At 60.6% G+C, this 14,260-nt stretch carries 12 protein-coding genes and 1 pseudogene; 3 read left to right on the top strand and 10 right to left on the bottom strand.

Features of this window, described 5'->3' with window-relative positions; all coding sequences use genetic code 11:
* Nucleotides 1-78: 78 nt before the first annotated feature.
* A complete protein-coding gene (gene tcuC, locus ABH944_RS37070) occupies nucleotides 79-1,377 on the bottom strand; it encodes an MFS transporter (protein ID WP_404659654.1) in 1,299 nt (432 codons plus the stop codon).
* 292 nt (nucleotides 1,378-1,669) lie between these two features.
* On the opposite strand from tcuC, the gene ABH944_RS37065 reads away from it, so the two are divergent.
* Nucleotides 1,670-2,212, top strand: coding sequence for a GNAT family N-acetyltransferase (locus ABH944_RS37065; protein ID WP_404614411.1), 543 nt, complete (start codon nucleotides 1,670-1,672; stop codon nucleotides 2,210-2,212).
* A 356-nt stretch (nucleotides 2,213-2,568) separates the two neighbouring features.
* Nucleotides 2,569-3,846, top strand: a complete 1,278-nt coding sequence (locus tag ABH944_RS37060; protein ID WP_404614409.1) for a hypothetical protein — start codon at nucleotides 2,569-2,571, stop codon at nucleotides 3,844-3,846.
* A gap of 182 nt (nucleotides 3,847-4,028) precedes the next feature.
* On the opposite strand, the gene ABH944_RS37055 is transcribed toward ABH944_RS37060, so the two are convergent.
* The 5 genes from ABH944_RS37055 to ABH944_RS37035 form a co-directional block, all read right to left on the bottom strand.
* Nucleotides 4,029-5,552 (bottom strand): gamma-glutamyl-gamma-aminobutyrate hydrolase family protein, encoded by a 1,524-nt coding sequence (locus tag ABH944_RS37055; RefSeq protein WP_404614407.1) that lies wholly within the window; start codon nucleotides 5,550-5,552, stop codon nucleotides 4,029-4,031.
* A gap of 119 nt (nucleotides 5,553-5,671) precedes the next feature.
* Complete coding sequence (locus tag ABH944_RS37050; RefSeq protein ID WP_404614405.1) at nucleotides 5,672-7,432, bottom strand: cation:proton antiporter; 1,761 nt, start codon at nucleotides 7,430-7,432, stop codon at nucleotides 5,672-5,674.
* A 212-nt stretch (nucleotides 7,433-7,644) separates the two neighbouring features.
* A complete protein-coding gene (locus ABH944_RS37045; RefSeq protein WP_031361078.1) occupies nucleotides 7,645-7,983 on the bottom strand; it encodes a P-II family nitrogen regulator in 339 nt (112 codons plus the stop codon).
* A gap of 163 nt (nucleotides 7,984-8,146) precedes the next feature.
* Nucleotides 8,147-10,198, bottom strand: a complete 2,052-nt coding sequence (locus ABH944_RS37040; protein ID WP_404614423.1) for an NAD(+) synthase — start codon at nucleotides 10,196-10,198, stop codon at nucleotides 8,147-8,149.
* Nucleotides 10,199-10,383: 185 nt separating this feature from the next.
* Nucleotides 10,384-11,523, bottom strand: a complete 1,140-nt coding sequence (locus ABH944_RS37035) for a GNAT family N-acetyltransferase (protein WP_404614403.1) — start codon at nucleotides 11,521-11,523, stop codon at nucleotides 10,384-10,386.
* Nucleotides 11,524-11,689: 166 nt separating this feature from the next.
* Between ABH944_RS37035 and ABH944_RS37030 the strand changes: the two genes are divergently transcribed.
* Entirely contained in the window at nucleotides 11,690-12,004 is a 315-nt protein-coding gene (locus ABH944_RS37030) for a GIY-YIG nuclease family protein (protein ID WP_404614421.1), read from the top strand.
* Nucleotides 12,005-12,135: 131 nt separating this feature from the next.
* On the opposite strand, the gene ABH944_RS37025 is transcribed toward ABH944_RS37030, so the two are convergent.
* The 4 genes and pseudogenes from ABH944_RS37025 to ABH944_RS37010 form a co-directional block, all read right to left on the bottom strand.
* Nucleotides 12,136-12,423, bottom strand: coding sequence for a hypothetical protein (locus ABH944_RS37025; protein WP_404614401.1), 288 nt, complete (start codon nucleotides 12,421-12,423; stop codon nucleotides 12,136-12,138).
* A 100-nt stretch (nucleotides 12,424-12,523) separates the two neighbouring features.
* Nucleotides 12,524-12,681, bottom strand: a pseudogene (locus ABH944_RS37020) (DNA adenine methylase); the annotation flags it as partial.
* Between the two features lie 17 nt (nucleotides 12,682-12,698).
* On the bottom strand, nucleotides 12,699-13,712 hold the full coding sequence (locus ABH944_RS37015) for a relaxase/mobilization nuclease domain-containing protein (RefSeq protein WP_404614400.1): 1,014 nt from the start codon (nucleotides 13,710-13,712) through the stop codon (nucleotides 12,699-12,701).
* A 1-nt stretch (nucleotide 13,713) separates the two neighbouring features.
* The gene (locus ABH944_RS37010) at nucleotides 13,714-14,256 is read right to left on the bottom strand and encodes a plasmid stabilization protein (protein ID WP_404614398.1); all 543 of its coding nucleotides are present in this window, start codon (nucleotides 14,254-14,256) and stop codon (nucleotides 13,714-13,716) included.
* Between the last annotated feature and the right edge of the window lie 4 nt (nucleotides 14,257-14,260).

Genomic DNA, 14,260 nt, shown 5'->3' with positions numbered 1-14,260 from the left:
AGTTTCAAAACACATTGAGCGCACAAGCAAAAATCCCTCGCCATTCGCGAGGGATTTTTAGTTTCAAAGCCCGCAATATCAAGCGGTCTTGTACTGGCTGCGCGCTTCCGTGGATCGATACAACACAAGCGTTGCGATCAATCCGCAGACCGCGGCAACAGCCATCCACGCACCCGGCGCCGCCTTGTTGCCGGTCACATGAATCAGGTACGTGGAGATAGCCGGCGTGAAGCCGCCGATCGTCGTCGCCAGGCTATACGCCAGCGAAAAGCCTGTCGTCCGTACTTCGACCGGCATGACTTCGGTGAGCGCGACAACCATTGCGCCGTTGTAGCTGCCGTACAGGAACGAGAGCCACAGTTCCACGCCGAGCAAGCGCAGGAACGACGGATCGGCAACCAGCCACTGCACGGCCGGATACGACGTGAGGATGGTCAGGACCGTGAAGAACAGCAGTACCGGACGGCGTCCGACGCGGTCGGAAATCGCGCCGGAAAGCGGCAGCCATACAAGATTGGACAAGCCGATGAACACCGTCACCACCAGCGCATCAATGGAGGAAAGCTTCAGCACTTCTTTACCGAAGGTCGGCGTGTAGGCCGTGATCATGTAGAACGACACGGTGGTCATGATGACCATGCCCATGCCGGCAAGCACGACGCCCCAGTTCGAGATCATCGACTTCATGATCTCGCCCATCTCCGGACGGTGTTTGCGGGCAAGGAACTCCTCAGTTTCCTGCAGCGAACGGCGAATGATGAACAGGAACGGCACGATCAGGCAGCCGATGATGAACGGCACGCGCCATCCCCACGACGTCATCTGGTCAGGCGGCAGGATGCGGCTCATGCCCACGCCGATCAGCGCAGCGAACACCACGGCCACTTGCTGGCTGCCGGATTGCCACGAACAGTAGAAGCCCTTGTTGCCCTTGGTCGCGATTTCGGAGAGATACACCGAGACGCCGCCGAGTTCCACCCCGGCCGAGAAGCCTTGCAGCAGACGCCCGAGCAACACGATGATCGGAGCCAACACACCGATAGTCGCGTAGCCCGGAATCACCGCAACCAGCAAGGTGCCGATAGCCATCATGGTCAGCGTGAGGATCAGGCCCTTGCGCCTTCCGTGATGATCGATGTATGCACCAAGCACGATTGCACCGATCGGCCGCATCAGGAAACCGGCGCCGAACACGGACAGCGCCAGCATCAGCGATGCAAATTCGTTACCGCTCGGGAAGTAGGTCTTGGCAATGGCCGAGGCGTAATAGCCATAGACCATGAAGTCGTACATTTCGAGGAAATTGCCGCTGACAACGCGGAACACGGACTTCGCCTTCGACTCGTTCGCGGGCGTTGCATGTGACGGGCTGGACATGACTATCTCTAAAAACGGTGGCCGGATTCCGGTGGCTGATGCGCCGCGGATCGACCCGATGTTGACGACGGCCCGATAGCACTGCACCGGATGCCTGTGTAAGCTTCGCCGTGCTCAAACCGGCGAAAAATGCTCAAGATGATGCGAAAGCGCGTGGGATAACCGTGTACCAGGGTTAACCATGACTGCGCTAAAACCATGCACGAAGCCAATGTTACAGCGGGAAAGTGAAATCCGCCTACTCGGAACATCGCGTATGTGCGTGTAAAAGCACCTTAAAATTTCATTACATATGTCTATCTATCAGCCTACATTTCATAATCCGTCATGGCCCTTTACGCTGCGGCCAGCGACGTCTGCCGACGCTCAACTCATCGCGGCCATGCACGCCCAAAGTTGGGCGTCGGCGTATCGCGGAATCCTGCCGGACGATTTTCTCGATCGCGAGATGTCGGCGGAACGCGAAACGCATTGGCATACGCGATTTGACGAACTGGCAGCGGGCGCGGGCGAAGTCTTTATCGCCATACAGGATGATCGGCCGATCGGTTTTGTCTGCCTCGTCGCCCCGGATGAAAACGGCAGCGTGTTGGTCGACAATCTGCACGCGCTGCCTGGTGCGAAAGGCAGCGGCTTGGGCACGGCAATGCTCAGCATCGCCGCGCAATGGGCGCGCGATCGAGGTGCGGCCAGCATGCATTTGTTTGTGCTCGAGCCGAACGTTGCGGCCATCGGTTTCTACGAGTCTCGCGGATGGCGGCTGGCCGGGCGCGAAGACGACACAATGGGCGGCATTCATATCATCGCGCTGCGTTATGTCATGCCGATCAGCTGACGACCCGGCGTTTCTTTTGCCTTCGCAGATTAGTCAGGGTAGTCTCGTTCAACGCCTGTATACAGGCTATAACAATACTTATCCGGGGAGTCATGCGTCGTCCGCTGAAACGTCCGTTGCATCGGTGTCGCATAAGCAAATTTTTTTCACTCCGAACGCCCTTAATCGACGAACTAAGAAGGTTCTGAGCGCCGCCCAAGCTGGCGCTGGGTATGATCGTGGGCTGTTCTGTGGCGGGTCCGGGCAAGGTGAATTTTTCAACACCTTTGCGGCAACAACCGGGCGACGTCCACGCGGCTGCCCCGCTTGTTCGTTCGTTGAGCAGTCCTGACGCCCGCTTTCGGAAATGAGAAAAGATGAATGCTCCTCCGGTCGTTGTACAAGGCGATCTGCTTCTGCCGACGCTGTTCCCGCTTGCCGGTATGCCCAACGCCATTTACGGCGAAGAGTGGACGCTCACCAGCACGCGTCCCGCCTTGACCGAATATGAAATACCGTTTTACGCGGCTCGTTTCCTGACCGCGTATATCAGTGCATTTTCTCTTCGCAACGATCGCTTCCCCTACACGCCCGCCAGTCTCTGGGGCAAGTTCAAGCGCAACGACGAAGTTGATCACGCCAGGCAAGGCGATGGCGTTCCCCCGATCCCCGTCAATACAGCACCGCAAGCCGCCGAACCGGCTCCTTTCGCGTTCGAGCCGTTCACCGCGCCCGATGACCGCCATGTGAATGCGCCGGCGGCTAATCACGATCATCGCAAACAGCTTGCCGGCGGCGCGATTGCGCTGGCGTGCGCCGCGTTTATTGCGTGGGCATTGTTCGGTACGAAAATCGGCCATCAGGATGCCGAAACACAAAAGCCAAAGGTTGTGCTGAGCGTTACTCCAACTATCAAGCCCGCACCCGATTCTGAAACGGTTCATGCATCGGGTGCGTCAGACGCAACGGTGGCGGTTGCTTCGGCCTCGACGCAGGCTACGAATGGCGCGGCGGTCAAGACTGCGGCTTCGGTGGAGGCTTCTGCTTCCCGGTCGGCAGCCGCCGCGATTGCCGCTTTGCCATTGGCGCAAAAACCTGTCGTTATCAGTGGCGCCAATGCTGGCCATTCGCCTGTGGGCACAAGCGCGGCGACAAGTCCAAGCACCATCACCATCGCCAGCAATGACCGGACGGCCGCACCCCATACCGTGTCAGAGCGTGCAACCAAATCTCGGCCAGTTGCGCAAACACCTGAACGCCGTGGCGGGAAGGCCAAGGCGAAAAGCCGGCGCGAGGCGCATCGGTACGAGATGGTTCATTGGCGTCATGGCCATGAGTATCAAGGTGAGCCGGTTTATCGCAGCATCGGGCATGAAGCCCCGCTCGCGGCGCCGGGGCGTCGTACGCTCACGCGTAATGACACGCGCGCGAACACGGCAAGCTCATCGCTTAGCGTCACCGATATGTACAACATGCTCGCGCACTGCGCCGTGCTGGATGACAACAGCGGCGTGCCTCGCCAGCCGGCCCGCGTAGCACCCAGAGAAGCGGCTGTCTTGCCGTCATCGCGCTCCGGCGCCAGCGATACCCCCGGCTGGAATTCCAGCCTGAACCAAAGCCGCGTCACTGACACGCCCTCGCAATTTTCCAAGTGAACGGCAGCCCTGATGGCTGCATCGTGCAACGCGTTTTCTACCCGCGCGCGGCACGATGCATCGTCAACCGGTAGCCGGCACTTACCCAATCCTGAAGCCTCAAAAAGGCCGTTCCAACTTTCACGCTGGAACGGCCTTTGGTCTTTTAGCGGTTCATCACGGGGTGTTCAAAGCACGTGCTCCTAGAAACGCGTTTCGCGTGCCACGCGCAGGAAGGTATCGAGTAAAGGCGTGCAATCGAGCAACTCGTCGCCGCCCGCACGATGGAATTCCGGGTGCCATTGCACGCCCATCACGAACGGCGCGCGCCGATAACGCACCGCTTCAATAATGCCGTCGTGCGCGGACACAGCCTCGATGTTCAGGTCCCGGCCAATCGTCTTCACCGCCTGATGGTGGATCGAGTTGACGAGCGCTTCACGGTGGCCCGGAAACATGTTGACGAGCGTTGATCCATCGGGAAAACGAATCGGGTGGCGATGCTGATCGTATTGGTCGTTCACATGCTCGCCGGCCGTGGGGACATCGGTTGCAATGTCCTGATAGAGCGTCCCGCCGAACGCGACGTTGATCAACTGGCAACCGCGGCACACGCCAAGCACCGGCTTGCCCGCCTCGATGAATTCATGCAACAGCTCGAGCTCGTACATGTCCCGTACACGGTCACCGGGCCATTCGTGGCGCGTGGCCGCTTCCGTATAGGATTGCGGCGAGACGTCAGCTCCACCTTGCAGCAGCAGGCCATCGAGTTGCTTCGCATAATCGCGCAGACGAATGTTGCTCGGATGCAGCATGCCCTGATGACCGACCGTCGGAATCATGAAGACGAGCACGTCGCGCGACATCACCCAATGCGCGATCGATTCCTCCAGATACTGCAACGTCTTGCCGCGCAGTCCTTTCGCACCCGGTTCAGGATGAAAAATCCGCGCCGACACGCCAATTCTCAATGTCCGCTGCGTGATCCTCTGACCGGCACGGTCGAAGATCTGACGCGCACGCGCCTTGATCACCCGGCCGAATACCGACCACGCGGAATCGCTGTGGCGCAGATAGGCAGGCGGGGCCTTCATATCCGGCGAGTCGGGCGGGATGGGCGGCGGACGGAATGTGCCGAAGTCCGGCGCGCTCGTAAACTCCGGCGGCAAACTGGCAGCCGGCTTCGCCGCGACGCTTTCCGCTGCGCTTTCTATGGTGCTTTCTGTTGCGGTTTCTGTCGCGCTCGTAGCTTCGGCTTCAGCGGCTTGCGCTTCGGTGGCGTTCTCAACCTCCGCCGCGAGACTGGCTTGCGCCTGCGTCGCAGTCTCGACCTGCGCCGCGAGGCTCGCCTTTGCATCGAGCGTTTTGTTCGCAGCGGATGCCGGCGGCGCGGTTGCACGCGCCGCCGATTCCTGCTGCAACGTCGCCTTTGCCGCCGATGCCCGGGCTTCAGCGGCGTCGTCACGTTGCGCTTTGGCGGTATCGACAGGTTCTACCGTCGACGGGCTCGCAGGCGCGTCCGTGGATACCTGTTCAGCCGCAGTGGCCTTCGCGCTCGGTTGCGCAGCGGCAGCGGGAATATCAGAACTCTTTGGGGATGACGCGGGCGGCACGGCCGGCGTAGGGCTGGCCGGAATGGAACCCGCGGAACCCGCTGCGGGAGAATCAGTGCCGGGCGTGCCCGGCGTCAGTGACTCGTTCGACTCGTTTGACTTGTTTTCGCTCATTCCGATATAGGCGCCAGGCGCTGTGAGAATGGTCAGAGTTTAATTATCCGCCTCTGGTCCGGGGGCGGCAAACCATCAAACAATTGCTCACATTATCGGGGAAAACAAAGGTTTCATGCTCAGGGATGATCTCTTGGCTCTTCGAATGTTTCTCGCAAGGCGATCTGCATCGTTGCGTGGATTTTGACGCACCAGCGCCACAATACCGTGAGCAATAACGCAGCGCAGACGAGTACCGCGATCATCAAGCCAAACGGCGGCAGGATGCCGCCCGAGAGCACCGTCACCAGCAGGAAAACGCCGAACATCGCAAGAATCGGGATCAGCCCGGAAATGGCGGATCGCAATGCGCGCGTGAAACGTCCCGCCTTCGCGGGCTGCACGCTCACTTCCGCGAGCATCAAGGCGAGCGACCCCAGTTTGCGATACACCGCAACCAGGAACGGCATGGACACCAGCAATGCCGCGCTCCAGAGCGCAACGCGCTGGGCGTCGTTGGTGGGCAGCCAGCGCGACAGATATTCGGTGGCAAACGGCGCCGTGTAGGACGCAGCAAGAAAGATGGCGGCCACCAGCGCAAGATTCACCGCGATCTGCACCACGATGCGCCGCGTCATGCTGAACAACGTCGGACCGCCGGTGTCGGGCGAAAGGCTCGCGAGCCATTGCGAATACAGGCCGAAGGTGTTCGCGACAGGAACAGGCATTGAGCGGGCGATGCGGCGTGTGATCGGATCGGCGGCCTTGATCAGGTACGGCGTGAACAGCGTGGTCAACGCGGAAACCGCGACGGCGATCGGGTACAGGAAGCTGCTGGTTACTTTCAGCGACAACCCAAGCGAAGCGATGATGAACGAGAACTCGCCGATCTGCGCGACGCTCATGCCAACACGCATTGAGGTGCGCCCGTCCCTGCCCGCGAGGAAGGTGCCGAGCCCGCACGACACGATCTTGCCGGCCACGACCGCGACCGTGATCACCGCGATCGGCCACCAGTAATCCACCAGCACCGCCGGGTTCAGCATCAGGCCGATGGTCACGAAGAAGATCGCGGAGAACATGTCGCGCACCGGTGCGATCAGGTGCTCGATGCGCTGCAGGTTGCGCGATTCGGCCATGATCGCGCCAATCAGGAACGCACCCAGCGCGATGCTGTAGTCGAGCTTCACGACCAGCAGGCAGAAGCCGAAACAAAAGCCGAGTACGGTGACGAGCAGCATTTCGTCGCTTTTGGCCTTTGCCACATAGTCGAGCGCGCGCGGCACGGTCAGGATGCCGAGCACCATCGACACGGTCATGAACAGCAGCAACTTGCCCAGCGTGATAAACGCCACACCCGCCGAGACGGAGCCCGTCTGCGCAATACCCGAGAGCAGCACGAGCATGGCAATGGCCAGAATGTCCTCGACGATCAAAATGCCGAAGATCAGTTGCGCGAACGGCTCGCCCTTCATGCCGAGTTCGGACAGCGCCTTGACGATGATCGTTGTCGACGAAATAGCGAGCATGGCGCCGAGGAACAGCGAGTCCATTGCGTTCCAGCCGAACCACTGCCCGATTTCATAGCCGATCCAGATCATCAGCACGATCTCTGACGCCGCGGCGACAAACGCCGTCGCGCCGACCTTGAACAGCTTCTTCAGGCTAAATTCGAGCCCGAGGGAAAACATCAGGAATACCACGCCGAGCTCGCCGAGCGTCTGGATGGTGGCTTCGTCGTGGATAAGCTGGAAGGGCGGCGTGTACGGCCCGATAATCACGCCCGCCACTATGTACCCCAGCACGACCGGCTGCTTCAGACGGTGAAACAACACCGTGACGACGCCCGCAATCGCCATGATTACCGCCAGATCCTGAATAAAGCCGATCGCGTGATGCATCCACAAATCCTTACAAAAAGCACACAGGGATGCTGATAGTACCGCAACGGTTTTTTACATTGGTGACGGAAACGGTCAGACGAGGGGCAGAGCGGGAGAGGTCACCAGACAGCGCTGGTCACGGTAAAACACGCGGTCGTCAGGCACCGCGAAACCACCTGCCGGCCTGACACGGGATCAGGCCGGCTTCTGACAAATGGGCTTAAACGGGCTTAGACAGCCGCTTCGTCTTCTTCGCCCGTGCGAATGCGGATGACGCGTTCGACGTCGGTCACGAAGATCTTTCCGTCACCAATCTTGCCGGTGCGAGCCGCTCCGATGATGGCGTCAATAACCTGATCCGTCTGTGAGTCGGCCACGACCACTTCGATCTTCACCTTCGGCAGGAAGTCGACCACGTATTCCGCGCCGCGATACAGCTCCGTGTGGCCCTTCTGCCGCCCGAAACCCTTGACTTCGGTTACGGTCAGACCGGTGAGCCCGGCGCCGGCGAGTGCTTCACGGACTTCGTCGAGCTTGAACGGTTTGATGACTGCGGTGATGCGTTTCATGGCGCGCCTCTTTGGAAATTGTGCGGATAAGCAAGAAAACGGATTTAGGAATCGATAGTTTGATTCTAGCTGCGTTTTCACAGTTAACCGCAGAGAACTCGCGCCATAGCATCGGGATCACGCCGTTATCGGCGCATTTACGCGCAGATATGGTGCAAACCCCTCATTCCGCCGGAATATTCTTCAAATCGTTCATCCAGACGACCGATTCCGAATCGCTCGGCGCGCGCCAGTCGCCACGCGGCGACAACGAACCGCCGGACCCGACTTTCGGCGCATTCGGCACGCAGGACCGCTTGAATTGACTGGTCCGGAAAAACCGGTCGAGGAAAATCCCCAGGTTGTGCTTGATGGCCGGCAACGCGTACTCGTTGCGCGCAACATGCGCGCCTTCCGGCCAGTCGCCCGCGTCGCGGTCTTTCCAGGCGGTGTACGCCAGGAACGCGACTTTCGACGGTGCAAACCCAAAACGCAGCGTGTAGTACAGGTTGAAATCCTGCAGCTCGTACGGTCCGATGACGCTTTCGGTTTTTTGCTCCGGATTACCGTTTGATTTACCGGGAACGAGTTCCGGGCTGATGTCCGTATTCAGGATGTTGATGAGAACATCCGAACCCGAATTGCCGATCTGCCCGGTTTCCGCGACCCATCGGACCAGATGCGTGATCAGCGTTTTCGGGACGCTGGCGTTGACGTTGTAGTGCGACATGTGATCGCCCACGCCGTACGTGCACCAACCAAGCGCGAGTTCGCTCAGGTCGCCGGTACCGATCACGATTGCACCCTTGAAGTTCGCGAGCCGGAACAGATGGTTGGTGCGCTCGCCGGCCTGCACGTTCTCGAACGTGATGTCGTATTCCTCCTTGCCCGACGCATACGGGTGGCCGAGATCTTTTAGCATCTGCTCGCAGCTTGGCCGGATATCGATCTCGCTTGCTGAACAGCCGACAATCTCCATCAGTTGGCGCGCCTGCAGGAGCGTCCGGTCGCTGGTGGCAAAACCGGGCATGGTGACGCCGAGAATGTTCGTGCGCGGCAGCTTCAGCCGGTCCATGGCCTTCGCGCAGACAAGCAGCGCATGGGTTGAATCCAGGCCACCCGAAATGCCGATCACGACCTTCGATATGCGGCTGGCCGAGAGCCGTTGCACCAGCGCCTGCACCTGGATGTTGTAGACCTCGTTGCAACGTTCGTCGCGCAGCTTTGGGTCGGACGGAACGTAAGGGAAACGCTCCACGACGCGGTCCAGCGGCAATGCGCGGTTGATCGGCAGATCGAGATTGAAGCGCACCGTTTCGAACTTCGATACCTCGTCGGCATGTCGGCGCACCGACTGGCCGAACGTGGTCTGGTGCATGCGTTCGCGCGAGAGCCGTTCGAGATCGACGTCGGCGAAAACAAGATGCGACGTGTCCAGGAAACGCTCGGATTCCGCGAGCAGTTCGCCGTTTTCGTAGATTACCGCTTGCCCGTCCCACGCCAGGTCCGTGGTCGACTCGCCCCTTCCCGCCGATGTGTACAAATACGCCGAAAGGCACCGGGCGGACTGCTGGCCGACCAGTTGATGCCGGTAACTCGACTTCCCGACCACCACGTTCGATGCCGACAAGTTCACCAGCACCGTCGCGCCTGCGAGCGCCGCGAACGACGAAGGCGGCACCGGCACCCACACGTCTTCGCAAATTTCCACGTGAAAGCGGAACAGCGGCATGTCGGCAATTTCGAACAGCAGAGACGATCCGAACGGCACTTCAGCGCCCAGCAAAGTGACCCGGTCAGTCGATGCGTTCTCAGCCGCGCTGAACTGGCGCGCTTCGTAGAACTCGCCGTAGTTCGGCAGATAACTTTTCGGCACGACGCCCTGGACCTGCCCGCCCGCGACGACCACCGCGCAGTTGAAGAGCGTGTGGTCGACACGCAGCGGCATGCCCACGATCATGGCGATGGAGAGGTTCTTCGACGCCGCCACGACGGACGCCAGCGCCTCTTCGCAGGCATCGAGCAAGGCCCGCTGGTGGAACAGGTCGTCGCAGGTATAGGCCGGCAGCCCAAGCTCCGGGAACGCGACCAGCACCGCGCCGTTCGCCGCCGCCTGCTTTGCCAGGTCGATGGTTTCGGCTGCATTGAACGCCGGATCGGCTACGCGGCAACGGGGCACGCCTACCGCCACGCGAGCGAAATCGTGGCTGTAGAGATTGAAGAATCGGTTTTTCATCTTGAGCTTGTCCATACGATGCCCCTCATTCGGGGATCCTGTTGCGGCGCATAACGAGTTAAGGGTTATCGCTATGAAAGCGAAAGCATTTCGACATGATGATAAGTCGAGTTGCAGTTTCCGCGCGTCTATTGGATCAGGCGTTCGCCATCCGATCAGGTTTCGAGTGTGCCAAACGCCCGGCGCTATGCCTTCTTCCTGAAGGGCGTATGCGCTTCCAGCTCCTGGATATGCTGGTCCATCGCCGTCGTTTCTTCATCGAGGAACTCACTGATCGCGTGCGCGAACCGCGGGTCCGCGACCCAATGCGCGGACCACGTGGGCGTGGGCAACATGCCGCGTGACATCTTGTGCACACCCTGCGCGCCGCCTTCGAAACGAGCCAGCCCATTCTCGATGCAGTATTGGATTCCCTGCATGTAGCAGGTTTCAAAGTGCAGGCCCGAGATGAATTCCTTGGTGCCCCAGTAGCGGCCGAACATCACGTCGCCGCCAATCATGTTCAGTGCGCATGCAAGCCGCTGGCCGTCCGCTTCGGCAATCACGAGCAAGACGCTCTCGGGCGCAGCCGCGTGGATCCTGCTGAAGAATTCGCGCGACAGATAAGGCGGATTCCAGTGCTCGCGATAAGTATTTTCATAACACGCGTAGAAGAAATCGAGGGCTTCCTCGTCTATTTGCGCGCCGCGCAGCCACGTGTAGGTGACGCCGGCATCGACCACGCGTCGACGATCCTGCTTCACCTTCTTGCGCTTGTCGTGGCTCATGGTCGCGAGGAATGCGTCGAAGCTGTCGTAACCGCCGGGGGCATTTTCCCAGTGAAACTGCACGCCTTCGCGCAGCATGTAGCCGGCTTCAGTCAGCGCTTCGAGATCCTGTTCTTGCGGAAACAGCACGTGTAGCGACGAGAGCTCCAGCTGCTTGGTCAACTCGATCGCGCCGCGGGCGAGCATCACGCGCTCCTCGTGCGTGGCGGCGATCAGGCGCGGCCCGGTCACCGGTGAAAACGGTACCGCCGATAACCCCTTCGGATAGTATTTGAGGCCATTTCGCTCGAAGGCGTCGGCCCAGGCGTGGTCGAAGACGTACTCGCCGCGAGAGTGCTTCTTGAGGTAAAGCGGCATAGCGCCGGTTAGCTTGCCGTCCCGCTTGAGCAGCAGGAAGTGCGGCCGCCAGCCGGTACGAGCGACCGCGCAGCCCGTGTCCTGCAACGCCGAGAGGAATTCGTACCGAACGAACGGGTTGTCGCCGGCGAGACGGTTCCATTCCTCCGGGGTCACGGAGTCGAGCGAATCGACCACATGTATTTCGACCTTGCGGTTCAACAGGCTTACCTCGCTTGGGGCTTGTTCGGGCTGACTGCCGGGCGCTTGGTGCAGCGCGGAACAGTTATTCTCGCCGAAGTCGCAGGATTTTGTCCGGACGGGGTCTAGCGCGCAAGCTTGGGGGATAATGCGCGGCATCCGTTATCCACCCTTTTCACTTTTCTCCATGCCCTGGTTTCTGTACCTCATAGAATGCGCCGACGGCAGTCTCTATACGGGGATTGCCACCGATGTCGAGGCGCGGTTCGCGAAACATGTCAGTGGCGATGGCGCAAGATATACCCGATCGCGTAAGGCCGTGGCCGTGCGCGCTTCGTTTGAGCTGAGCGGCCGGGCAGAAGCGTCGCGTGCCGAGTACTGGGTGAAGCGATTACCGGCGGCGCGGAAATGGAAGTTGGTACGGGGAGATCTGGAATTGGCAGCAGTAATGCCGACTGTGGAAGTGAAAGCCGACTCCAGCACTCACTCCGAAGCGCGATAAGCGATGCACCCCGGGCGCTCAGCACGTTGCGAGTAACAAGCGGCAGCATTCAGAGCGCTGACTCACGATCAACACAATCAGCTCCTGCGCCAACGATCGAAACCCGTTGGCGCAGCACCGTCTTTCTGTTTTTAGAGCGGAGTCATCGTCAAAATTCCACCGCCGACTGCCAAAGCAGAACTTTTCCGTAATTTCCCGCCGTTGCCGCGTGCAAATGAGGTGCATCCGAACTCTGAACTGGCCATGCCAATTTTTGCGTAGTTCAGTCCACCGTCCTTTGTGTCGTAGACGTCACCGAACATCTCGAACGAGGTCGGTGCCCAAAATCCACCCGTTGCGCGCATCAATTGCATGCGTCGGGCGTCCATCAGGGTATCCGCTTGGAAACTGCATGTTTTACCGCCGTCGATCGTGTTCACCACAGTCCCAGCGGCACTAACAATCCATCCGTTTTGACCAACAAATTGGACCGCTCGGATGCATCGCCCTTCGAGGGGTACACTCAAACGGACGTTTTCCCAAGACTTCGACCTCCGCTGGTGGCCGCATAAAGAAGAGCACCGCGGCGCCCGCGAAGACCTCAACGTAGCAGCTCTGTGCGCGCAGAAAAATCGCGGAGTCAGGACCTCGGCGAGACGTCGCTTGCCACCAACCCATGGAACAATCGGTATCGTCATGGTCATCACCTCGCGTATCAGCGGCACACGGCCGGACCACCTGCGTTTGGCTGACTGCCACGATCCGGCAGGGGCCGGTCTGAGCGCTCGCGTCGAGCCGGCGCCATGGGCGCCACCAACGGCCCATCCTGCTGCACCGGCATATTGCGTACGAAGTCGACAATCTCCACGGCCAAGCGCCGATCATCTGCCTCCCGTGACGCGGCCATCGCCAGCGCCATCTCGCGCCACGCCGCGAACACGCCGTAATGTGCCTCCCAGCCCGCGCGCCGCTGCGTGTCCGTCGCTATCGCGCGCCAGTACCGCGGCGTTTCTCCGCGGTCCAGCATGTACACGACGGCCTGCTTCGGATAACGGCGCGTCGCCCCGCGCGTGCGCCGTGACGTTGCATTCGCCTCGACACCGTGTGCCTGGAGCTGCTGCGCAAACCGCTCCCGCCAGCGCTGCAGGTCACGCTTTCCCGGATTGAGCCGTCGCCCATCCAGGCCCCTCACCTGCACGCACAGATGCACATGCGGATGCGCCTCGTCGTCATGCGCGGCGAAGACGTAGTCGCGACCATCGCCGAATTCGAGCGCCGCAAAATCGCGCGCCGCATCACGTACCGCCCGACGGGCCGTACCCGGCGGCATCGACAGCAGGATGTTGAACACCTCGCGACGCGTGCTGGTCTCCGGTATGCCCCAGCCGCCGAACTGCCACGCATCGGCCAGATCCTGCAGAGCGGCTGCGCCCGCAATGGTCTGCCCGTCCTGGTCCTCGAGTTCGACCCTGCCGTTGCGGGAGATGTAGCGCAGATGCCGGCGCACCGCACCCATGCCCTGCGAACTGGCTGCCCTGTTGGTGATTTTCACCATCACCTCGGGCGTATGTTTCAGCGTGCGCGCCAGCTGCTCGCGTACACGCGCCGCCTGGCTCCCGATCTGGACACGCGAGAGCCGGGGCGCCCCGACGTGCCGCAACGGATCGTGGAACAGCCGGTCGCCCCAGTTCAGGAGCATCGTGTCGATGTAGATCTTCGGAAAAGGCATGCTAGCGACTCCAGCGATCAATGTTCGCGCGAAGCAGATCCGACACCGCGCGCAAATGGGTATCGATCTGCGCCTTCAGCTCCACAAGCAGGTGAGCGTTACCCGCAACGGCAGCCGCCCCATCCCGGTCGACTTCGCGAATCACCGGTCCCAGTGAGCGGCTGATCCTCGCGAGCGCGTGGTTCGAGGCGGCGAGCAGCGCCATCTCCTGCTCGCCAAACTGGGGGGCATGCGTCAACTGCGCGCGGATCAGTGCAACGACCCAGCGATTCGCGGTGAACCCGCATCTCGTTGCCTGCCGCCTGATCGCGTGCAATTCGGATGCGCTCAGGCCGATCTTGAGGCGTTCGCGATGCTCGCCAACGGGGAACGAGCGCATGACGTCGGTGAAGTTGACCCGACACTCCGGCTCATCTGCGGCAACTGCATCGAGTATCAGTTGCCGCACGCCTTCGGCTCGCGTGACGTGATGCAGGGCGCACCAGTCATCCCAGCGCGGCATTAACTCGCCGAGTTCAATGGACAGACGTGCACGAGCGTTCACGAAT

The sequence above is a fragment of the Caballeronia udeis genome (genome assembly GCF_044909315.1).
GTDB lineage: Bacteria > Pseudomonadota > Gammaproteobacteria > Burkholderiales > Burkholderiaceae > Caballeronia > Caballeronia udeis_A.
The sequence above is the reverse complement of the archived record's forward strand: the minus strand, read 5'-3'. Positions and strand labels throughout refer to the sequence as shown.

Coding starts and splice junctions, on each gene's coding strand:
- tcuC (WP_404659654.1), bottom strand. CDS start 1,377: ATGTCCAGCCCGTCACATGCAACGCCCGCGAACGAGTCGAAGGCGAAG.
- ABH944_RS37060 (WP_404614409.1), top strand. CDS start 2,569: ATGAATGCTCCTCCGGTCGTTGTACAAGGCGATCTGCTTCTGCCGACG.
- ABH944_RS37040 (WP_404614423.1), bottom strand. CDS start 10,198: ATGAAAAACCGATTCTTCAATCTCTACAGCCACGATTTCGCTCGCGTG.
- ABH944_RS37015 (WP_404614400.1), bottom strand. CDS start 13,712: ATGCCTTTTCCGAAGATCTACATCGACACGATGCTCCTGAACTGGGGC.
- ABH944_RS37050 (WP_404614405.1), bottom strand. CDS start 7,432: ATGCATCACGCGATCGGCTTTATTCAGGATCTGGCGGTAATCATGGCG.
- ABH944_RS37030 (WP_404614421.1), top strand. CDS start 11,690: ATGCCCTGGTTTCTGTACCTCATAGAATGCGCCGACGGCAGTCTCTAT.
- ABH944_RS37065 (WP_404614411.1), top strand. CDS start 1,670: ATGTCTATCTATCAGCCTACATTTCATAATCCGTCATGGCCCTTTACG.
- ABH944_RS37045 (WP_031361078.1), bottom strand. CDS start 7,983: ATGAAACGCATCACCGCAGTCATCAAACCGTTCAAGCTCGACGAAGTC.
- ABH944_RS37055 (WP_404614407.1), bottom strand. CDS start 5,552: ATGAGCGAAAACAAGTCAAACGAGTCGAACGAGTCACTGACGCCGGGC.